21 protein-coding genes and 1 pseudogene are annotated in these 19,347 nt (G+C 43.9%); 13 read left to right on the top strand and 9 right to left on the bottom strand.

Annotation, left to right across the window (positions count from 1 at the left end; translation table 11 throughout):
* The 4 genes from ACTRWI_RS19265 to ACTRWI_RS19250 form a co-directional block, all read left to right on the top strand.
* Positions 1-885, top strand: an 885-nt coding sequence (locus ACTRWI_RS19265; RefSeq protein WP_499133385.1) for a FecCD family ABC transporter permease, incomplete at its 5' end; no start/stop codon positions are given.
* Positions 885-1,856 (top strand): FecCD family ABC transporter permease, encoded by a 972-nt coding sequence (locus tag ACTRWI_RS19260; protein ID WP_499133384.1) that lies wholly within the window; start codon positions 885-887, stop codon positions 1,854-1,856. The genes ACTRWI_RS19265 and ACTRWI_RS19260, both read left to right, overlap by 1 nt.
* A gap of 2 nt (positions 1,857-1,858) precedes the next feature.
* Positions 1,859-2,623 carry a Fe(3+) dicitrate ABC transporter ATP-binding protein FecE gene (gene fecE / locus ACTRWI_RS19255; protein WP_499133383.1) on the top strand — a complete coding sequence of 255 codons (765 nt, stop codon included), beginning with the start codon at positions 1,859-1,861 and terminating at the stop codon, positions 2,621-2,623.
* 129 nt (positions 2,624-2,752) lie between these two features.
* Positions 2,753-3,133: a hypothetical protein gene (locus ACTRWI_RS19250; RefSeq protein WP_499133382.1), complete on the top strand. Its 381-nt coding sequence runs from the start codon at positions 2,753-2,755 to the stop codon at positions 3,131-3,133.
* Between the two features lie 121 nt (positions 3,134-3,254).
* On the opposite strand, the gene ACTRWI_RS19245 is transcribed toward ACTRWI_RS19250, so the two are convergent.
* Positions 3,255-4,187: a LysR family transcriptional regulator gene (locus ACTRWI_RS19245; protein ID WP_499133381.1), complete on the bottom strand. Its 933-nt coding sequence runs from the start codon at positions 4,185-4,187 to the stop codon at positions 3,255-3,257.
* Between the two features lie 200 nt (positions 4,188-4,387).
* On the opposite strand from ACTRWI_RS19245, the gene ACTRWI_RS19240 reads away from it, so the two are divergent.
* A complete protein-coding gene (locus tag ACTRWI_RS19240) occupies positions 4,388-5,413 on the top strand; it encodes a zinc-binding alcohol dehydrogenase family protein (RefSeq protein WP_499133380.1) in 1,026 nt (341 codons plus the stop codon).
* Between the two features lie 136 nt (positions 5,414-5,549).
* Here the strand turns inward: ACTRWI_RS19240 and ACTRWI_RS19235 are convergent, their stop codons facing one another.
* Both ACTRWI_RS19235 and ACTRWI_RS19230 read right to left on the bottom strand, forming a co-directional pair.
* On the bottom strand, positions 5,550-6,149 hold the full coding sequence (locus tag ACTRWI_RS19235) for a CIA30 family protein (protein WP_499133379.1): 600 nt from the start codon (positions 6,147-6,149) through the stop codon (positions 5,550-5,552).
* 18 nt (positions 6,150-6,167) lie between these two features.
* A complete protein-coding gene (locus tag ACTRWI_RS19230) occupies positions 6,168-6,437 on the bottom strand; it encodes a DUF3081 domain-containing protein (protein ID WP_499133378.1) in 270 nt (89 codons plus the stop codon).
* A gap of 462 nt (positions 6,438-6,899) precedes the next feature.
* Between ACTRWI_RS19230 and ACTRWI_RS19225 the strand changes: the two genes are divergently transcribed.
* Positions 6,900-7,319 carry a VOC family protein gene (locus ACTRWI_RS19225; protein ID WP_499133377.1) on the top strand — a complete coding sequence of 140 codons (420 nt, stop codon included), beginning with the start codon at positions 6,900-6,902 and terminating at the stop codon, positions 7,317-7,319.
* Between the two features lie 96 nt (positions 7,320-7,415).
* On the opposite strand, the gene ACTRWI_RS19220 is transcribed toward ACTRWI_RS19225, so the two are convergent.
* Positions 7,416-8,270 (bottom strand): DMT family transporter, encoded by an 855-nt coding sequence (locus tag ACTRWI_RS19220; RefSeq protein ID WP_499133376.1) that lies wholly within the window; start codon positions 8,268-8,270, stop codon positions 7,416-7,418.
* Positions 8,271-8,622: 352 nt separating this feature from the next.
* On the opposite strand from ACTRWI_RS19220, the gene ACTRWI_RS19215 reads away from it, so the two are divergent.
* Positions 8,623-9,204: an alpha-amylase family glycosyl hydrolase gene (locus tag ACTRWI_RS19215; protein ID WP_499133375.1), complete on the top strand. Its 582-nt coding sequence runs from the start codon at positions 8,623-8,625 to the stop codon at positions 9,202-9,204.
* Positions 9,205-9,246: 42 nt separating this feature from the next.
* Positions 9,247-10,023, top strand: a complete 777-nt coding sequence (locus tag ACTRWI_RS19210; protein WP_499133374.1) for an alpha-amylase family protein — start codon at positions 9,247-9,249, stop codon at positions 10,021-10,023.
* Between the two features lie 98 nt (positions 10,024-10,121).
* Here ACTRWI_RS19210 and ACTRWI_RS19205 read toward each other — a convergent pair whose 3' ends face one another.
* Both ACTRWI_RS19205 and ACTRWI_RS19200 read right to left on the bottom strand, forming a co-directional pair.
* Positions 10,122-11,243: an FAD-dependent monooxygenase gene (locus ACTRWI_RS19205; protein ID WP_499133373.1), complete on the bottom strand. Its 1,122-nt coding sequence runs from the start codon at positions 11,241-11,243 to the stop codon at positions 10,122-10,124.
* Between the two features lie 131 nt (positions 11,244-11,374).
* Entirely contained in the window at positions 11,375-12,346 is a 972-nt protein-coding gene (locus ACTRWI_RS19200; protein WP_499133372.1) for a LysR family transcriptional regulator, read from the bottom strand.
* A 100-nt stretch (positions 12,347-12,446) separates the two neighbouring features.
* Between ACTRWI_RS19200 and ACTRWI_RS19195 the strand changes: the two genes are divergently transcribed.
* Positions 12,447-13,799: an MATE family efflux transporter gene (locus ACTRWI_RS19195; RefSeq protein ID WP_499133371.1), complete on the top strand. Its 1,353-nt coding sequence runs from the start codon at positions 12,447-12,449 to the stop codon at positions 13,797-13,799.
* A gap of 251 nt (positions 13,800-14,050) precedes the next feature.
* Here the strand turns inward: ACTRWI_RS19195 and ACTRWI_RS19190 are convergent, their stop codons facing one another.
* The gene (locus tag ACTRWI_RS19190) at positions 14,051-14,362 is read right to left on the bottom strand and encodes a Spy/CpxP family protein refolding chaperone (protein WP_499133370.1); all 312 of its coding nucleotides are present in this window, start codon (positions 14,360-14,362) and stop codon (positions 14,051-14,053) included.
* A 195-nt stretch (positions 14,363-14,557) separates the two neighbouring features.
* On the opposite strand from ACTRWI_RS19190, the gene ACTRWI_RS19185 reads away from it, so the two are divergent.
* The 4 genes from ACTRWI_RS19185 (at position 14,558) to ACTRWI_RS19170 (ending at position 18,371) form a co-directional block, all read left to right on the top strand.
* The gene (locus tag ACTRWI_RS19185) at positions 14,558-14,803 is read left to right on the top strand and encodes a hypothetical protein (RefSeq protein WP_499133369.1); all 246 of its coding nucleotides are present in this window, start codon (positions 14,558-14,560) and stop codon (positions 14,801-14,803) included.
* A 288-nt stretch (positions 14,804-15,091) separates the two neighbouring features.
* The gene (locus ACTRWI_RS19180) at positions 15,092-16,096 is read left to right on the top strand and encodes a response regulator (protein ID WP_499133368.1); all 1,005 of its coding nucleotides are present in this window, start codon (positions 15,092-15,094) and stop codon (positions 16,094-16,096) included.
* Between the two features lies 1 nt (position 16,097).
* Positions 16,098-16,538 (top strand): PAS domain-containing protein, encoded by a 441-nt coding sequence (locus ACTRWI_RS19175; protein WP_499133367.1) that lies wholly within the window; start codon positions 16,098-16,100, stop codon positions 16,536-16,538.
* Positions 16,539-17,327: 789 nt separating this feature from the next.
* Entirely contained in the window at positions 17,328-18,371 is a 1,044-nt protein-coding gene (locus ACTRWI_RS19170) for a GMP reductase (RefSeq protein WP_499133386.1), read from the top strand.
* A gap of 111 nt (positions 18,372-18,482) precedes the next feature.
* Here ACTRWI_RS19170 and ACTRWI_RS19165 read toward each other — a convergent pair.
* A pseudogene (locus ACTRWI_RS19165) lies at positions 18,483-18,665 on the bottom strand (tyrosine-type recombinase/integrase); the annotation flags it as partial.
* Positions 18,666-18,679: 14 nt separating this feature from the next.
* Positions 18,680-19,000, bottom strand: a complete 321-nt coding sequence (locus tag ACTRWI_RS19160) for a S24/S26 family peptidase (RefSeq protein ID WP_499133366.1) — start codon at positions 18,998-19,000, stop codon at positions 18,680-18,682.
* Between the last annotated feature and the right edge of the window lie 347 nt (positions 19,001-19,347).

Here is a 19,347-nt window from a genome sequence, read left to right as displayed (position 1 = left end):
GACTTAGTTGGCTATTGGTTTGAGTTTGATACGAGCAATATGACTCATCAAATTTTGGCAACTTTGAGAGCGCCAAGAGCCTATGCTGGGTTGTTGATTGGAGCGAGTTTAGCGGTTGCGGGCTTATTGATGCAGGGCTTAACAAGAAACCCACTCGCATCTCCTTCTATTCTTGGTATTAATTCTGGTGCTGCCTGTTTTATGGCTTTAGCTGCCATAGGCGTGCCTATTGTCAGTGAATTAAATCCAATTCTTAATGCTGTTATCGGTGCTTCGTTAAGTGGTTGTGCTGTGATGATCCTCGGTGGTTTTTTTTCTGCACGATCTCACCCATTGCGCTTGGTTTTAGCGGGCATCGCCATTACAGCATTATTGATTGGTTTGACTCGAGCAGCATTGATTCTTGCCGACGATATGGCTTATAGCGTTCTGCATTGGCTTACAGGCTCATTGTCTACTGTTAATGATGAGCAGTGGCGAATGTTGTGGCCACCCCTAATTGTTGGGTTAGGGTTAGCTATTAGCTTGGCGCGTAACCTCAATTTACTGGCGTTGGGTGAAGAGGTTGCGGTTGGGCTAGGAAGTAACATCCGCCTTACGCGATTCATTTGTAGTGTGACCATTGTTTTGCTGGCGGGCGCGAGTGTCGCTATTGCAGGCCCTATTGGCTTTGTCGGATTGTTAATTCCCCACTTAGTTCGTCCTATGGTTGGGCATAATTACCATGTGTTGATTCCCGTTTCCGCTATGGCTGGTGCTGCATTGGTATCTTGGTCAGACGCGTTTTCGCGAGCTATTGCTTTCCCGACAGTAACGCCTGTGGGTGTCATTACCGCTTTATTGGGGACACCTTGTTTTATTCTTATCGCGACGAGGAAGTCTTAATGCAGCGTAGTGCAAAGTTATTGTTGTTACTTGGGCTACTGATGTTGACGGCCTTTTTTGGCTTGTTTTTTGGAGCAGCGTCACTTTCTACTTCTCAAGTGATAGAACACCTGATCGCTTTTTCTAATGACGATTTTGTTATCCAACAGTATCGGTTGCCACGTATGTTACTCGCAATCAGTGTCGGTGCAGGGTTGGGGCTTTCAGGTGTGTTAGTTCAAGGGGTGATACGTAACCCTCTGGCCTCTCCTGACCTAATGGGAATTAGTGCCGGAGCAGGCCTGGCTGCAACAGCGAGTTTGGTTTGGTTTCCGAATGCGCCAGTGAGTTTGCTTCCTATATTTGCGATGTGTGGTGGTGTTTTTGCAGCTGGGTTGATTGCCTTATTGGCATGGTGGTCTCAGCCAACACCGGCTAAATTGGCATTGATTGGTATTGCGGTGAGTGCGTTTCTGGCCAGTTGTATTGATTTCTTACTCGTCACTAACCCTATCGAGATCAATACAGCCATGGTATGGCTCACAGGTAGCCTTTGGGGTAGGAACTGGCAGCAAGTCCCATTTATCTGGGGGACGTTGGTTTTACTATTACCAATGGCATTATGGCTTGCTTGGCGATTAGACGTGTTGGGACTTGGTCAGGAAAGTGCGACTACCTTGGGTATCAAACCAAAACAGATTCAGGTTCTCGCATTGTTGGCCGCTGTGTTACTCGCAAGTGTCAGCGTGTCAGTGGCCGGGACAATCAGTTTCGTTGGGCTATTGGCACCGCACTTAGCGCGTTTAGTGTTTGGGCATAATCACAAGTTGCTAATCCCTGCGTCTGCGTTATTGGGGGCCATTTTAGTCACCTGCGCGGATGCACTCGCACGAGGTTTGAACCCTCCAATCGAACTGCCTGCCGGCGTGCTGACGTCAGTGATTGGCGCACCTTATTTCATTTTTCTTCTTTATCGTTATCGAGGTTGGTAACCATGCTAAAAACGCAGAACCTTTCCGTCGCGTACGGCAAACAAACGATCATCCCAGACCTCACGGTTTCAATTCCTAAAGGGAAAATTACCGCATTGATTGGCCCCAATGGATGTGGAAAATCCACCTTGTTAAAAACCTTGGTAAGAATCAATAACCCAATGTCAGGTGAGGTATTGTTTGAAGGTAAACCATTATCAAGTTATGGCGATAAAGTGCTTGCACGTTCTTTGTCGCTTTTGCCACAAATCCTAGTTAGCCCAGAAGGCATTACCGTTAGAAAATTGGTCGAATATGGGCGTTCTCCTTATGTATCTCACTGGGGAAAGTTAGGAAAAGACGATCAAACCATTGTTGAGCAAGCGATGCGTGATACAGGCGTACTTGAATATGCTGATAAGCCTGTAGAATCCTTATCAGGGGGACAAAGGCAGAGAGCTTGGATCGCAATGGTGATAGCACAAGATACGGACATCGTTATGCTTGATGAGCCAACCACCTATTTAGATATGTCGCATCAAGTGGAACTAATGAACTTGATGCAACAGATGAACGCCAAAGGCAAAACGGTGGTAGTGGTACTGCACGATCTAAATCAAGCGTGTCGTTACTGCGATCATTTGGTGGTGTTAGAGCAGGGTAGTGTTGTGGCAGAAGGCTCGCCCGACGAGGTGATGACAGAGGCGTTACTTGATAATGTGTTTGACCTAAATGCGAAAGTATTCCGCGATCCGATCTCAAATACGCCGATGTGTGTAGCGATTTAGGTAGTGATTGTGTGAAGCAATTATTGACCGACAGCTAGCTATCCACTCATTAGGAGTTGTGATTGAGATAGTATTTTGCTACAAAACGCTCATAATCTCGCTATACAACATTTAAAGAAGATATTACCTATGACTACGTTTCAATACTACTTTCACCAACTGCCTTGTTTTGACTGCAAAAAAACGACAGTAAGCACAGATCTTGGTTGGTTAACGCCAGCGATGAGAGAGGTGGTTTTAGCGCAACTGACTGAAACACCAGCACAAGGTGAGATTACCCCAGACCTTACTGCGAACGTTGTTTGCACTAAAGAAGAAGCTCGCGAGTACTTGCTATTGAACTTCTTTGGTTATTCAGAAGAAGAGCTTGAAAGCGAAATCGAGGCGGATGATGAGCAAGAAGTCGCTGACGAGATCGCAGAGCTGCTTGAGGACGGTAAAGACACAATTGAGTTCGAACATGAAGTAGCGCTTCAGTGTTGTGCTGATTGCGATATCATCGAAGAGTAACTAAGTACCTTCTAAAGTAAGCGAATCGGTTTGTCATGGTCAGTGATAAGTCATTTGCAAAAGGCGCTCGTGAACAATGGTTCGCTAGCGCCTTTTTTGTATCCAGTTTTGAAATTCAGCACTAAGATGCTTTGCTGTTGATGACACCTTGTTTATTTAGCTTGGAAAGGATCTCTGCCGTTTTATCACGGAATAAATCTCTCAGTAAACGAACGGTTGGCGTGATGGATTGACGGCTCGGGCATATCAACCACAGCTCTGTTGGTGTTGGCTCATAGTTGGGCATGATCTTGACCACATCGCCAAACAGCAAATGACTCGACATATCCAAACTAGACTTTATCGCGATGCCTTTTCCTGCAACACACCATCGTCTAACTAGGTCTGCGTCATTGGATGCACGATTCCCTTTGATCTTTACTTTGTGGTCTTGGATGCCGTCGTTAAAGACCCACTCATCCTGTAACATGTCATGGAGTTGATAAAGCAGTACGTTGTGCTCAGCCAAATCATTTGGCAGGTCTGGGCTGCCTTTTTCTGCGAGATATTCAGGCGAAGCACATAAGATTCTCGGCACATCACAAATTTTGAAGCCGTACATATTGGCATCAGTCGGTGAACCATAACGCAACGCCATATCCACGGAATCACGATAAAAGTCGATGTTACTGTCGCTGATGCTCGTTCGAAGTGTCGTTTGAGGGTAATCAGATAGAAACTCATCTAGCCAAGGTATGACAAGATTTCGCCCTAAATCTGATGAAAGCGCGATTCGAATTTCGCCATCAATGACACCAAGCTCCTCGCGCATATTGAGTTTCGCTTGGTCCAACATTTTCAACGCTTGTTCGCACTCTGGTAAATATCGCTCTCCAGCGGGAGAAAGGCGAAGATGACGAGTGGTTCTTACGAAAAGTTCTGCACCGAGTGCTGCTTCAACTCGTTTCACTGCTGCACTTGCGGTTGCTGTGCGCATGTCTAGGTTAGTGGCGGCTGCTGTGATACTACGAAACTCCGCTACCTTTAAAATTACTTGTAAGTCTTCAAGAAGCATGTCATTTCCCTGTTCAGAGCCGTGAATCAGTTGCTCTATTAACCATAAAATTGGGCATTTTGCTGTGGTTAATCTTAGTATTTTTCTTACATACACATACGTTATTATCAAAAATAATTTGATAATAATTCAAAAATTAGGCTGTTTATCTAAAGTGATAAATCTCTAAGATTCAATTATCGAATTTAAGGAGAAGCATCATGTCACTACCATCTACAATGAAAGCCATCGGATTTACTCAGTCGCTAGCGATTACAGAGCCAGAAAGCCTGTTTGAATTTGAAACGAGCCTGCCGGAATTAAAAGAGAATGACTTACTGGTCAAAGTATGCGCGACTTCTATCAACCCTGCAGACGCAAAAATCCGTATTCGCAACGCAAAAGATAAGACACTTGAGCAACCAAAAGTGTTGGGCTACGACGCTGTTGGGGAAGTGGTTGGCAAAGGCACAAATGTTGAAGGCTTCGAGTTAGGCGATCGTGTTTACTATGCGGGTGACGTAACACGCATGGGCGCTAACGCAGAATACCAAGCCGTCGACTATCGCATCACCGCTAAAGCGCCACAAAGCTTAACGGATGAAGCCGCGGTTGTTATGCCGCTTGCAACGCTCACTGCATGGGAAGCGTTATTTGATCGCCTGCGTGTTCGCCCTGAAGAGAAAAAATCTATCCTGATCATCGGCGGTGCTGGTGGTGTTGGTTCAATTACAATTCAGCTTACGAAGCAATTAACTAACCTTAATGTTATTGCGACAGCGTCAAGACCTGAAACCGAGCTTTGGGTAAAAGACATGGGTGCAGACCACGTAGTGAACCACCGTAACTTGGTTGAATCAGTACGAGAGCAAGGCATCCAGTATGTGGATTACATCTTTAATATTGCAGATACAAAAGGTCACTGGGATGCGATGGTAGAGTTGATTGCGCCGCAAGGCATGATCAGTTCGATTGTTGAGTTTGATAGTGAGGTTGACCTGTCGGCGCTACAAGGTAAGTCAGTAGGCTTCATTTGGGAGTTGATGTTTACTCGTTCGCTGTTCAACACCGACGATATTCAGAAGCAGCAAGATATCTTGTTCCAAACGGCGAACTTGATTGATGCGGGGCGTATCAAATCTACGCTAACCACAACACTGAATGGTTTGAGTTCAGATACACTGAAAGAGGCGCACCAACGTATTGAAAGCAGCGCATCGATTGGTAAAACTGCCATCAAATACTAAGTGCTGAAGATATAGAATATAGGCGTTTTGACCCCTTGAGTATTGGATGAGTTTTGACGCTTTAATAGAAGAGCCCCAGACATTTTTCGTATTGCGAGCTGTGTCTGGGGCTTCGTTCATCTGTGCTCTCTTCAGTTTATTGGGATGATTTAAATTGAATCTGAATCAGTTTTAACTCAAAGGGTGAGGGCTGTTTGTCTGCAATCAAAAAGCCGAACTGTTTGATGTCTTGAGCCTTGAGTTCTGGTGCATTATTGAGTAATCGACCTCTAAACACGGCTTGAAAGTCCTCTAGTCTGAACACTTTCTTGAGTGGTTCACCTTTGACGGTCTCAAAGCTGTGCTTGTAGTTGGTTCGATAACCGTCTTTCCATGTGGTGAACCTTAACTGGTAGGTATGCCCGTCCCCAATAAACGACAGCTCTGCATTGTTCACCGCGGGATTTAACGATTCAAGGGAGCGGTTTATTGAGCTGAATCCACCATTGTTTTCTAATGATAGTTCACCTTTAAATAGGCTGTGCTCGCCATCATAAACGAGCCCACCTATTGAAATGCCACCCATTACGTTGTCGTTGATCGCAGACCATTTCTGTTGTTCGCTCGCTTGCGTGAAATCAATCATCTCTATTCCTGCTGCTGACGTTTCAAACCATAACAAAGAAAGGCTCAGGGTTAACCATAAAGGGGTTGCTCGTTTACGCAATGAAGACGTTGAGAAGTTCGACTCATTCATGATTTTCTCCATTAATCATTAGTCCGATGAAGGTTCCATGGCGAGCACTCCCATACAACGGTTGATAAATTCAGCATAGTTTGATGCGTTGTCGTACTCAATTTTCAGCGAACCATGAAACATCAATGTTACGGTGACGTCTTTGTAGCTTAGCCAGCAGGTGTAACCATCGTAATCATGCCAAGCTATCATTTCTCCAACTTGATATTTGTTGTTCAGTTGTTCCCCTGAAGAGCGAATGAACTCGAATACTCTAAGAAACTCAATGATGGTGATCCTGTTGTCCATGTGTGACTCCCTCGGTTTGAACGACGATAAATAGCTAAGCATTTGTATTTAAATCGTTACGGTTTGCTTTTAGGTTCCGATCACTAAGATAGACGCGAGCACTATTAGATTGTGTTCGTACTTCAGTGGTGTGAATTTCAGCTTAAAAGTGACAAAAAAGTCATTATGGAACTAAATAATGGTACGAGTGAGAATACGCTGTTAATTAGGGTGTTATTACTCAATACAACAGTACAACTTTTGGATATTTGAAAGTGGTTGAGATGCAAAATACTGAAAACGAATTTGCCGATAAGTTTCTTTTGGCTTTAATGGTCGGAACATTTATATCACAGGCATATATCAAGGTTCTCGCTATACAAAGCGATTTGGAAATAACCGTAAATTAACGCTTTACCTCAACTTAAATAGAGGTATTAGGATATGCAACGTTGCTTACGAGAATACTTTAAGGAGAGAAGAATGATCCAACTTGAGCATGTAAATTTAGTCGTTAAAGATATCCCAGAAATGCTGACTTTCTACAAAGCGGCATTCCCTCATTGGTATGTTCGTGATGAAGGAAAGGGTGAATGGTCAGGTAAGCCACGAAACTGGTTACACTTCGGAGATGAGTATCAGTATATCGCCATTAGTGATCATGGTGAGGGTGAGAATCGAGATTTAGATGGCCACTCTGTTGGTCTAGCACACTTCGCCTATGTGACTCGTGATATTGAAAGCGTGACCCAACGCCTAATTGATGCGGGTTTCCCTATTGCCAAACCTGGCGCTGAAGAACCTTATCGCAAGAACGTTTATTTTGTGGATCCGGCAGGCTTTGAGGTCGAGTTCGTTGAATATCTGAGTGATGATCCTAAGCTGCGAAATGCTACAAGTTAGTTGAATTATTAGGTAGGAAAAACTGAAAAAGGCATTGTGGAACACTCCGCAATGCCTTTTTAGATCGATTAGCAAACTGTTCTTTCGATCGATGTTCTACTTAGTTTTGAACGGCACCAATAGCTGTTTCCCAAACACATTAATAAGCGCGCCAGTCACAATCAGACCACCACCAAGATATGTCCATATTGAAGGGATTTCATTGAAGATCCAAACACCTAGCAGCGCTGAGAAGACGATTTGAACGTAAGAGTAAGCCGAAACTTTACCTGCTGCTTGAGTCTGCATTGCCTTGGTCAAACCATATTGGCCAATTTGAGTGAAAACTCCAACCAAAACCAATATCACGGTTAAGAATAGGCTCGGCAGTATAAAGTCGCTCCAAATAAGCGCTGTCGATATTGGCAGAGCCACTAATGGGAAGTAAAAGATGATGACAGAGCTGTCTTCTGTTTGGCTCAGCTTTCGCACAATCACGTAAGCAATTGAACTACCAAACGCACCAAGTAATGCTACCATAATACTGAATAACGGTAACTCGCTGCTTGTATTGCTGCTCATACTTGGCTGTACCATCACCAATAATCCTGCTAGACAGAACGCAATGCAAATCATAGTCGATTTTTGGACGCGTTCTTTGAGGAATAACACGCCAAGCAAGGCAGTAAATACGGGGTGTACATACTGTAGAATGGTTGCTTCTGCTAACGGTAAGGTTGTTACCGCGTAGTACACACACATCAGCGCTGCAGTGCCGACTGCACCCCGAACAAACAACAGTGGTTTGTTATTACCCCAGATAGAAATGCCTTTTCGTTTTACGTCGATATAGCTAATGATTAAAGACACTAACGCCCTTGCCGCAACGATCTCAAATACAGGTATGCCATAGTTGCTGATGTATTTCACACAGGCTGACATCAATGCGAATCCAAAAGCGGAGAGGAGCATGAATCTAACCCCAACAGGGATTACAGAAAAAGAGAAAGAAGGCATAAAAATATCAACTGGTTGAGTGAAAAGGAATCATAGCTTAGTTTAGGAGACCCGACCAAAGCCTTTGTCTTTTTCTCGTCATCTTGATTCAATTAATTCTTATTTCTGCTTTTCTACAAATTACGGCTACATCAATGTAGCGCCAAACTTACATTACATTTTGCCTCACATAATATCGACCATAGCTCAACTTTATAAAATTAACATCAACAGAAGGTGACGCTAATCCAACTCTGATTTATAGGGCGTTTTAATTGTCCTTATCACTCATATCATTCCTGTGAATTTGTAATTAGAGATATGTTCTATGAAACCAATAAATACTTTACTCATATCCACACTCGCGCTTTGCTCTTTTAGTTCAGCGACTTATGCCGACACCATTTTGCATGCATTTAACTGGAAATATTCAGATGTGACAGCTAATGCCAATCAAATCGCTGAAGCTGTTTACAAGAAAGTACTGGTTGCTCCGGCAATGAAATCGAGTGGGACCCAATGGTGGGCGCGTTATCAACCACAAGATCTACGCACGATTGATTCTCCATTGGGGAATAAACAAGATTTAGCGGTAATGATTGCTACGCTGAAAAGTGTCGGTGTTGATGTTTACGCGGATGTTGTACTTAACCACATGGCGAATGAAAGCTGGAAGCGAAGTGACTTAAACTACCCTGGTACAGAAGTGCTAAACGAGTATGCCAGCCGCTCAAGTTACTATGCTGACCAGGCTCTTTTCGGCAACTTAGCGCAAGGTTTTGTTTCGGCGAATGATTTTCATGCGGCTGGTTGTATCTGGGATTGGGATGATCCTGGACATGTTCAATATTGGCGTTTGTGTGGTGCTGATGGCGATACCGGGCTACCCGATCTCGACCCAAACAACTGAGTAGTGTCACAGCAGCGTTTGTATTTGAAGGCGCTAAAAGAGATGGGTATTAAGGGGTTCCGTATTGATGCAGTGAAACACATGAGCCAGTACCAAATCGACCAAGTATTTACGCCTGAAATCACTTCGAACATGCACGTGTTTGGTGAGGTGATTACCAGTGGTGGGGCTGGGAACAGCGGCTACGAGTCTTTCTTAGTACCTTACTTGAACAACACCAATCATTCTGCGTACGATTTCCCGCTGTTTGCTTTGATTCGATCCGCGTTCTCTATGGGCGGTGGTTTGAACCAATTGCACGATCCACAAGCTTACGGACAAGCCTTGCCTGATAGCCGTGCCATTACTTTTACTATCACACACGATATTCCAACCAACGACGGCTTCCGTTACCAAATAATGGATCCCCAAGATGAGCAGCTTGCTTACGCGTATATCCTTGGTAAAGATGGCGGTACGCCGCTGATCTACAGTGATGATCTTCCTGATTCAGAAGACAAAGATAATGGTCGCTGGGGTAATGTTTGGAACAGTCCGAAAATGAAAAACATGTTGAGTTTCCATAACGCGATGCAAGGCAAAACAATGACCATGATTGCAAGTGACCAGTGCACTTTGCTGTTCAAGCGTGGCAAAGAAGGGGTAGTTGGGATAAACAAATGTGGAGAAACGCGTGGCGTGACCGTTGATACTTACCAACACGAGTTCAATTGGCATGTTCAATACAAAGACGTATTAAGCAGTGCGACAGAAACCATTTCTTCTCGCTACCATACGTTTAACCTGCCACCACGCAGTGCGCGTATGTTTAAGTTGTAGTATCTGTTATAGCTAGAGAGCAGAGCCAATAACCTAAAAAGCCGCAGTGAGTTCTGCGGCTTCTCTAGTATACAAATCAGTGCTAGCGAATCATTCCGTTAAAAAGGCGAGCGGCTATTCACTATAGCAAACTGTTGGTAAAGCTCTGCCACTTCAACTGGATTGAACTCATCTTTATAAGTCAGTTCACTCAGTCTGTGTGTGATGTTTTGCAGCTCGTGAGAACGTTGCTGAGCACGCTGTTGGTAGCGTTTGAAGGCTTGCTCTGTCCCTTCAAAGTTCGAGGCAATGCTTTGTGCGAGCACATAAGCGTTTTCGATGCCCAAACTGAAGCCGATACCCATTGTCGGTAATACTGCACAGCACGCGTCGCCTAATAGAACTGCGTTGTCTCGATACCAAGTATCGAATGGCGCAACATCAGTAAGGGGAGAAGGTAAGATCTTCGACTCTGGCGTATCTCGAATCATATCCAGTAAGTAGCTGGGGTAGTGAGAGAACTGCTCTAACACGGTTTGTTTAGAAAGCGTTTCACCTTCTTCAACAGCACATGCAGCAAACCAGTACTTGCCTTGGGTTTCTCGGTCGTAGGTGTAGGTTACGATGCGAGATTTATCACCTGCGAATACATAGCACTCCTCGTCACTGATCTCTGGCGCTTTGAAATCAATCTCACCACGGCAGCAATATACATTCGGTTGTCTCAGAGAGACTTCAGGAGCCACAAACTTTCTGACTTGCGAGAACACGCCGTCGGCACCGACAATAATATCTGCATCAAGAGGTTCGCCATTGATAAGAATTTGAGACTGTTCGCCATTCTCAACGACAGTGCAATGCTGGTTGGTGGCAATACACTCATCACCTAATTCATCAAGCAGCAATTGATACAAACGGCTACGGTGAAATAAACCAATAGGCGCATTTGCTTTGCTTGGTGAATCGCTCATATTGAGTGTGTTGATTGGGAGACCAGTCGCCGTCAATGTCGAGGTAGTATCGACTTGGTTACAAGCCGCTTTAACTTTGTCGACACCTACCAATGCCGCAAGAACTTGCATGCCTTCTGGCCACATGATGATGCCTGTACCATCAGCACGTCGCTGTGCTGCCTTTTCGTAGACTCGAGCTTGAATCCCAAACTTACATAGCGATAACGCAAGGGCTAAACCATTCAGTCCCGCACCGACAATCGCGATTTTTAGACGTTGTTGTTCCATGACTTTCTCCTAAACAAAAATGCCAATATATGTATATTGAGTCATATGGCGTAAGATAGGTCATTCCAATCAATAAATAAACTTTATAAATGAAAAGGTTAATGAGAGCATCGAATCATGGGTGAGAGCCCTCAATGATCATGAATCACTCCTGGCCAATGATTTTGCTGGGAGAGTGACTTAAGTAGCTCGATCTCGTTTTTGGTCTCTAGTTTAAGCCATTCAATCAGGTTGTTGATTACCGCAGAGTGAGTGCGCTGGTGGATGAAATAGGTCCACGCACTATTTTGGATTTTGGCATTCTTTGGGCAGTGCAAAAAACCTCGTTGCAAATCCTGCAAAACTAAAAGTAGATCCGTTACCGTGACGCCTTCACCGGATAAGCAAGCACTGAGTGCCATATCCAGAGATAAGAAGCTGGTATTTCTAACAGGCTTTGTCGGTGGCGATTCGACATCGGCCAGCCATACCTTCCAGTCATGATGGTCTAAAGTCGGGTGAAGCCTTGGCATGGTTAAGATCGAATCGAGATCGGTATTTTGCTTGGTCAAACCGAAAGCATTGGTTAAGCTTGTGGAACACACGGGTGCCATAAACTCTTCACGTAAGAAGGCGATGTCAGGAGCGTTGTCATAGCGGCTTTTAAATCGAGTATGAAAGATCAACAGGTCATACTCACTGCTGTTAATCGCTTCATCTTCTTCAATCACTGGAACAATAACGATCTCGTAATCTGGGTAACGCTCGTTTAATTCACGAACCTTAGAGATCAACACGCGCGTAGCAAAACTCAGGGTTGCTTTGATCACGATACGTTTCTGTTTTGGTTCACGCCAAGATGCGATAACCGATTCGATACTGCCGTAGCTTTCTCGCAAAGCAACATACAAATCATGACCTTGCTCTGTTAACTCAATCGCACGATGTTTACGAATGATCAAAGATGCGTTCAGTTCATCTTCAAGCTGTTTTATCTGACGGCTAATCGCACTCTGTGTCACGTTGAGTTCATCGGCAGCGAGTGTAAAGCTCATCAGCCTTGCAGCCGCTTCGAAGGCTTTTAAGCCATTATGTGAGGATGGCAGGTTAGGATATGGGGTCATAATTCACTCGCATGAGTTTTTGGAATGTTAGAGTCGCAAATTTATCAATTGAACGCTAGTCCCATCGATCGTATTTTGATCGAAATTAACCGAGGTGCTCATGAAAAAAATACTCACTCTTGCATTCCCTTTGATCATTTCACAACTGATATCCATGGCTTTAGTTCTTACTGACGTTTGGATGATGTCGCGAATCAGCGTGTCAGCCCTTGCGGCTGGTGGCTTAGGCGCGTCTATCTACTTTTTTATCTTCATTATCGCGAGCAGTACGGTAGGCTGTGTCGCGAATTTGATTGCGATCGCTTATGGTCAACGAGTGGCTCGCCCTGAATTTGGTAATAGTCAAATTCGGTTGGCAGTGAAAGGCGCAACCATGTTGGCATTTGTCCTTAGTGCGCTCTTAATGGCAAGCTTCTGGTTAGCCCCCTTGGTGTTAGAAGCCGCCAAGCAACCAAAGGAAGTGATTACCCTAGCGATGGAATACGTACACGCTCTAAAATGGGTGATGTTGCCTTCGCTTATCTTATTGGTGTTGCGTGGCTTAACCAGTGCGTTCGGCAATGTGCGTTCTATTTTAGTGATGTCGATAATCACGGTAATTCTGAATGTTCCAGTGAGTTATTTCTTAACCTTTACATTGGAAATGGGATTAACAGGGCTTGGGTTAGGTACCGCGATCGCGGCATTTATGGTGATGATTGGTTACACGATTTGGGTATTCAAACGTGACGAATTCAAACAGTTTGCCCCTTGGCTACATACAGAGGAGTATTCCATTAAGCTGATGAGCCCTTTGCTATTGATGGGCTTACCTATCGCGATTGCGGCTTTGCTAGAGCATGGCTTGATATACGGCGGAACCTTAATGGCAGGGACCATTAGTATCGCTTCTTTAGCGCTACATCAAATCTTACTGCAATGCTTGAGTTTTACTTGGAACTTCAATTTCGGATTCTCACAAGCTGCGGCAATTTTAGTTGGTCGTGATTACGGATCGGGCAACTATGAAGGAATCAAGCGAACCTCGATTCAAAGCTTCATATTAGTGTCGGTGTTGAGTGTGGTGCTGTCGGCTGTCTTTATCTTATGGCCGGAAATGATTGCGTCTATCTTCAAGCTTGATGATGGTACCGGAGCAATGACATCGCTACTGGCTTCTGTGATTTGGGTTGTTGCACTCTGCTTTATCGCTGATGCTTGGCAGTTGTTAGCAATCAACCTGCTTAGAGGGATGAAGATTGTCTCTATGCCTACGGTGATGACCGCAATTGGTTACTGGGTATTGGGCCTACCTGCAGCTTGGTACTTAATGCCCAAATTTGAATTGGCCGGAATCTGGGGCGGAATAGGTGTTGGTTTAGGAGTGACAGGTATTCTGCTGCTTATCCATTTGATGGTTGTGCTTAACAAAAATAGCAAGGCTCCTGATGTAGGTTGTTCTGCTTATTCTTAATCTTCTAAGTAATACGTTACTTATAATAGAAAGCCACAGATTATGAAAACTGTGGCTAATTGATTCAAGGGGGAGTGAATTAATATCAGGAATCAGGGAGCGGCTATGGATAATTAGGTTCGACCTTTGTGTGCTTACTCTCCACCAGAGAGCGCTGACCTCATCATGGTTTTAAACTGCTCTTTTTGTTCTTCAGTTAACACGTTATAGATGTTGTTCTTAAGACGCATCTCTTGCATCACCATCGACTTTTAAGTGGCTTGAACTGTGTCGATAACTTTTTCCATCTCAGTTTCATCGAACTCAGGTTGAGTCACTAGGGCGATCTGTTTTTTCTTCAACTCAATCGCGCTGTCCATATCAATTTCTGTTCTGCTTGTTTGATAGTCTTGAACAAGAGAGGACACTTCTGCTTGTTGCTCTTCCGTTAGATTCAAAGAAGCAATAACCATTTGTAGCGGGCTGAGTGTTGGCTGTTGTGGTGACGAAGCACTCACCAACGGAGCAGTAACAAGCAAAGCTGAAGCAGTTAGCATACAAAATGACTTTTTCAGTGATTTCATTGAATTTCTCCTGTTTGGTGGAAACAAGAATATAGATGGGCAAGCTGAACTCGATATGAACACGTTGTTCAGTTAAGTACTTTGCTAAGCCTAGATGAGCGGCTAAAGCGCGTTAGACCTTGGTCTTACAGAAACATCGAACAAAGCTGACTAAAATGATCCCAGTCGCTCACCGTTATATCAAGGAATATACAAATGGAAGTTGGATTGTTCTGGGCTGAAAAAGGAATGTTAGTACTTGGTGCACTGTTTGTCTTAACGAGTGTGATGCAGTATGGGAAACGCAGTAGTGATTGGAAAGGCGTGATCACTATGTTTTATAAACGCATTCCAATGAATGTCGCAGAATACAAGTGGTATCGCTTGGGGATCGCGTTATTGGTGTTTGCAGTGATTATTCGATTCGTACTGCTTATCCTGTGGCCGAGCTACCAGTTATAATCTTTCCTTACTCAGGCAGGTTCTAGACACATTACTGCTTTGATGGGCGGTGGTGTTACCCGGCAATACTGAGCTTTATTAAAAGTAATTATTGGGGCTCATTAACCATCGTTGCTATAGCTTTGTAGGATATTGTTTTACATGAAGAATCACTCAGAATAATCTCTCACCCGTCTGTCTTATCATTCTTATTAATAATCTACATATAAATCTATTCATCCCGTACCTGATACCATAATGATCTGTTACACTCGTTCAAATTAGCTTTGATTTATCAGTGGTGCATTTATGTCGTTCCCAGTTCTTATATGTGATGACTCTGCGTTAGCACGGAAGCAGATGGCTCGATCACTGCCTAGTTCTCTAAATGCAGATATAACCTTTGCTGTTCATGGGCTTAACGCACTTGAAGAGCTAGCTAAAAACCAGTTTAAACTGATGTTCCTCGACCTGACTATGCCAGAACTCGATGGCTATGGCACACTGGAAGAGATGAAGCGATTAGGCGATACCACACCGGTTGTCGTGGTTTCTGGTGACATCCAACCTAAAGCGCAACAAAAGGTATTGGATCTTGGCGCGAAAGCGTTTTTGCGAAAGCCAATCGATCAAGATGCATTAAAAGCAATTCTACGTGAGCATGTTGAGCCGCCTAAACAGCCGCAACTTATTACGCCAGCACCGCTCGAGTTACCAATTCTGCGCCGACGTGACATCTATATGGAAGTTGCGAACGTCGCGATAGGTCGAGCAGCAGATGCATTGGCGCGTCATTTCAATGTATTCGTTCACTTACCGCTACCAAACGTGAATATCTTCGAAGTGAGTGAATTGCACATGGCGCTTCGTGACTTGGCTGACAACGACCAAGTTTCGGGTGTTTGCCAAGGCTTCAGTGGAGAAGGAATTGCCGGTGAAGCGTTAGTTTTATTAAGTGACTCGAGCGTGAGCGATCTTAAAAAGCTCATGAAAGTTCCGACTGAAAGCGAAGAGCTGGAAGAGTTAGAACTGCTGATGGATGTATCTAACATCCTTGTGGGCTCTTTCCTGAATGGGTTAGGAGAGCAATCTGAGGTTCGATTCTTCCAAGGCTCCCCGGTTCTGCTAGGTCAACATATCTCAATTGACTCTGTTATCGAAAACACGAGTGGCTCGTTTAAGAAGACCATGACCTTTGAAGTCAGTTACAACATTGATGGCACTTCTATTCGCTGCGACCTTCTATTTATGTTTGTTGATGAGTCTCTGCCTCTTCTAGACAACAAATTGGCCTACCTAATGGAGGAGTTTTAATATGCTGAATCTTCCTGCTGAATTTGAACAGTTTCACTGGATGGTGGACATGGTTCAAAACGTCGATATGGGGCTGGTGGTCATCAATCGAGATTTTGAGGTGCAAGTTTGGAACGGTTTCATGACGCACCATAGTGGTAAGCAATCGCACGACGCGATTGGTAAGTCGATCTTTGAACTGTTTCCTGAAATCCCTGAAGAGTGGTTTAGGCTTAAAATAAAACCGGTTTATGACCTAGGCTGTCGTAGCTTTATTACGTGGCAACAAAGACCTTATCTGTTTAAGTGCCGCAACGTGAGGCCAGTAACTCAGCAAGCGGACTTTATGTATCAGAACGTCACGCTTAACCCAATGCGCTCTCCAACTGGACAAGTGACATCATTGTTCTTGTCTATTCAGGATGCGACTGCAGAAGCTCTTATGTCTCAGAAAAAGGCTTGATGTACCTTCATGTGAAACTTGAATCGTCTCATAGCCTCAAGGTTATAAGAGTAGTCTGAACACCAATAAAAAATGGCCAAGGTTAATCCCCTTGGCCATTTTGTATCTAATTTTGTAGTAATTATTTCAAACTAAAGAAGGCGTTCTGCGTTCGTTAACTTTAGTCGAGTTGTTATTTAGCTCTGTCAACAGCGGTTTGTCCCCGCTGGAATCTCATCAATAAGCACATCTAACCTGAGATATTTTGTCGATTTCACTCCGCTCATCCAAGTTTCGAAAGTACTTATCGAACTTGCCCTGACACTTTATAAATTTTAGGGCTGATAAAAGAGGGCTGAGATCGGCTCGGGAAGAGAAAAAAGTCAGAAAAAAATGAAATTATTTAAGAAAAATGCATTTTTTGATTAAAGAAAAGTGTGATTTTTATGTGATTAAAGGGCACTTTTTTCACAAATTTGCCTTGTCGAAGATTTTTTCGACGAAATTAAAAAGAAAACGTTTGCGCAACAAGCAGACATCGTTTGCGTGAATGTGTTGTTAAGTTATTAATTACTAAGAATTTAGTCGAAAAATAGGAGTGGGGAGCTTTTACTAGATATGGAATCTTTGAGAGGATAGCACAAAAAAAAATGAAATATCAGACTTGCTGTTAGTAAATCACAGCCTATAATGCTGAAAACCGGAGCGTCTGCCAACGCTCCGGTTTTTTTGTGTCCGAAACTCAGTAAAGCGTCTGCCAACGCTTACCGAAAACGCACGACACGTAATATGATTACAGGACAAATTATCATGCGTATCGAACAAGAACTTAAGTTAGGCTTCAAAGATGTATTATTCCGCCCAAAGCGTTCTACTCTTAAAAGTCGTTCTCAAGTTGAATTAACCCGCGAGTTTACATTCAAGCATAGCGGTCGTCAATGGTCTGGTGTACCAGTAATCGCAGCGAACATGGATTCGGTAGCAAGTTTCGAAATGGCAGCGGCTCTAGCAGAGCACGGTGTAATGACTGCAGTACACAAGCACTACACAGTAGAGCAGTGGGCTGAGTTCGCAAAAACAGCAGACAAGAAAACACTGAACAACGTATTTGTTTCAACAGGTACTTCTGAAGCTGAATTTGAGAAAACTAAGCAAATCATGGCGCTTAGCGAAGATTTCGTATTTATCTGTATTGATATCGCTAACGGCTATTCAGAGCACCTAGTTGAGTATGTACAAAAAGTACGTGCAGAGTTCCCTGACAAAGTAATCTCTGCTGGTAACGTTGTAACAGGTGACATGGTTGAAGAGCTAATCCTAGCTGGTGCAGACATTGTTAAAGTTGGTATCGGTCCAGGTTCAGTTTGTACTACACGTGTTAAAACTGGTGTAGGTTACCCTCAACTTTCTGCAATCATCGAGTGTGGCGATGCTGCTCACGGCCTTGGTGGCATGATCATCGGTGACGGTGGCTGTTCATGTGCTGGCGACGTATCTAAAGCGTTCGGCGGCGGTGCTGACTTCGTAATGCTGGGCGGGATGCTAGCAGGTCACGAAGAGTCAGGTGGTGACGTTGTTGAGATAGACGGCAAGCAGTTCATGAAGTTCTACGGCATGTCTTCACAGTCGGCTATGGACAAGCACTCAGGTGGTGTTGCTAAGTACCGTGCAGCAGAAGGTAAAACTGTTTTACTTCCGTTCCGTGGCACCGTTCATGACACGATTTCAGACATCCTTGGCGGTGTGCGTTCAACGTGTACATACGTAGGCGCGGCAAAGCTTAAAGAGCTAACGAAGCGTACGACTTTCATCCGTGTACAAGAGCAAGAGAACAACGTATTCGGTAAAGAATAACGTTTAAAATAACTGTATAAATCTTTAAGAATAGAGCCACTTTTAAGTGGCTCTTTTTTATCTGAAATTTGGCAAATGGCGACAGCCGAACAAAAATATTCTGGCGGCAGACTATAGGTTTGAAAGAGGGTTATGGATAATGGCTTCAGACAGATGTTCTGGTACGAAGTGCGCATAGCGCATTGTCATACTGATAACGGCGTGGCCAAGAATATCCCTTAGCACTAGGATATTAACGCCATTCATCATGAAGTGACTGGCGAACGAATGACGCAAAACATGGGAGGTTTGCCCCGAGAGTTCAGCCGTTAGCACTTCTCCATTATTAGTGCGACTCGCCCTACAACTCTTACTTCATCTTCTTCGACGGTTAAAGTCGACCCGTTAAAGCTAATCACTAGTTTCTTACCTGGTAAGCGCTGAATTTCATTCAGTGAGAGTAGGCCGTCCATGCCTACGAGATACATTCCGCTTACTGCCTGGCGAGATTCTTTGTTTAAAAGAAAGGTTGTAGCTCCATCTTTAATCGCCATTACGTTGATCACACCAAGCTCATCTAATAGAGCCTTGTCGATGATATGTATATTTAAGTGATATAGCTTTACTTCTTTGTGTGGTATAGGTTGCATATTTGGGTGTAGTGGGTAACGAGAAAGGTCAAATGATATGAAGTCGACTCTTCAAGATAATCCACGTAAAACACACTCTTGTTCATCTGCAGAGCTTTCGATCTCATCTTTCAGCAATTCTATTTGAGAGAAATTATGTATTTTGTGAGATGATGAATCATGCGTGACCGATAAGTTATTAAGTATGAAACATATCAATGTGTATCCTGTCTTGCGTAAGACTACCAGATAGAAAAATTCTGTATTTAAATGCCGAATTTTCTGTCTAATAAAGCTGTTAGGCAGATAAGGAAATCATGAAGGTAACTAAGGTGGTATATGGCGGCTTCGGTATTGCGTTGCTCACC

The sequence above is a fragment of the Pseudoalteromonas sp. G5_S1_14_S5 genome (assembly GCF_054968605.1).
Note: the sequence above shows the minus strand (reverse complement) of the source record. Positions and strands in the feature narration are given on the sequence as shown.

Bases quoted from the DNA above. Each gene is read 5' to 3' on its own strand.
- ACTRWI_RS19260 (WP_499133384.1), top strand. From the start codon at position 885: ATGCAGCGTAGTGCAAAGTTATTGTTGTTACTTGGGCTACTGATGTTG.
- fecE (WP_499133383.1), top strand. From the start codon at position 1,859: ATGCTAAAAACGCAGAACCTTTCCGTCGCGTACGGCAAACAAACGATC.
- ACTRWI_RS19250 (WP_499133382.1), top strand. From the start codon at position 2,753: ATGACTACGTTTCAATACTACTTTCACCAACTGCCTTGTTTTGACTGC.
- ACTRWI_RS19245 (WP_499133381.1), bottom strand. From the start codon at position 4,187: ATGCTTCTTGAAGACTTACAAGTAATTTTAAAGGTAGCGGAGTTTCGT.
- ACTRWI_RS19240 (WP_499133380.1), top strand. From the start codon at position 4,388: ATGTCACTACCATCTACAATGAAAGCCATCGGATTTACTCAGTCGCTA.
- ACTRWI_RS19235 (WP_499133379.1), bottom strand. From the start codon at position 6,149: ATGAATGAGTCGAACTTCTCAACGTCTTCATTGCGTAAACGAGCAACC.
- ACTRWI_RS19230 (WP_499133378.1), bottom strand. From the start codon at position 6,437: ATGGACAACAGGATCACCATCATTGAGTTTCTTAGAGTATTCGAGTTC.
- ACTRWI_RS19225 (WP_499133377.1), top strand. From the start codon at position 6,900: ATGATCCAACTTGAGCATGTAAATTTAGTCGTTAAAGATATCCCAGAA.
- ACTRWI_RS19220 (WP_499133376.1), bottom strand. From the start codon at position 8,270: ATGCTCCTCTCCGCTTTTGGATTCGCATTGATGTCAGCCTGTGTGAAA.
- ACTRWI_RS19215 (WP_499133375.1), top strand. From the start codon at position 8,623: ATGAAACCAATAAATACTTTACTCATATCCACACTCGCGCTTTGCTCT.
- ACTRWI_RS19210 (WP_499133374.1), top strand. From the start codon at position 9,247: ATGGGTATTAAGGGGTTCCGTATTGATGCAGTGAAACACATGAGCCAG.
- ACTRWI_RS19205 (WP_499133373.1), bottom strand. From the start codon at position 11,243: ATGGAACAACAACGTCTAAAAATCGCGATTGTCGGTGCGGGACTGAAT.
- ACTRWI_RS19200 (WP_499133372.1), bottom strand. From the start codon at position 12,346: ATGACCCCATATCCTAACCTGCCATCCTCACATAATGGCTTAAAAGCC.
- ACTRWI_RS19195 (WP_499133371.1), top strand. From the start codon at position 12,447: ATGAAAAAAATACTCACTCTTGCATTCCCTTTGATCATTTCACAACTG.
- ACTRWI_RS19190 (WP_499133370.1), bottom strand. From the start codon at position 14,362: ATGAAATCACTGAAAAAGTCATTTTGTATGCTAACTGCTTCAGCTTTG.
- ACTRWI_RS19185 (WP_499133369.1), top strand. From the start codon at position 14,558: ATGGAAGTTGGATTGTTCTGGGCTGAAAAAGGAATGTTAGTACTTGGT.
- ACTRWI_RS19180 (WP_499133368.1), top strand. From the start codon at position 15,092: ATGTCGTTCCCAGTTCTTATATGTGATGACTCTGCGTTAGCACGGAAG.
- ACTRWI_RS19175 (WP_499133367.1), top strand. From the start codon at position 16,098: ATGCTGAATCTTCCTGCTGAATTTGAACAGTTTCACTGGATGGTGGAC.
- ACTRWI_RS19170 (WP_499133386.1), top strand. From the start codon at position 17,328: ATGCGTATCGAACAAGAACTTAAGTTAGGCTTCAAAGATGTATTATTC.
- ACTRWI_RS19160 (WP_499133366.1), bottom strand. From the start codon at position 19,000: ATGCAACCTATACCACACAAAGAAGTAAAGCTATATCACTTAAATATA.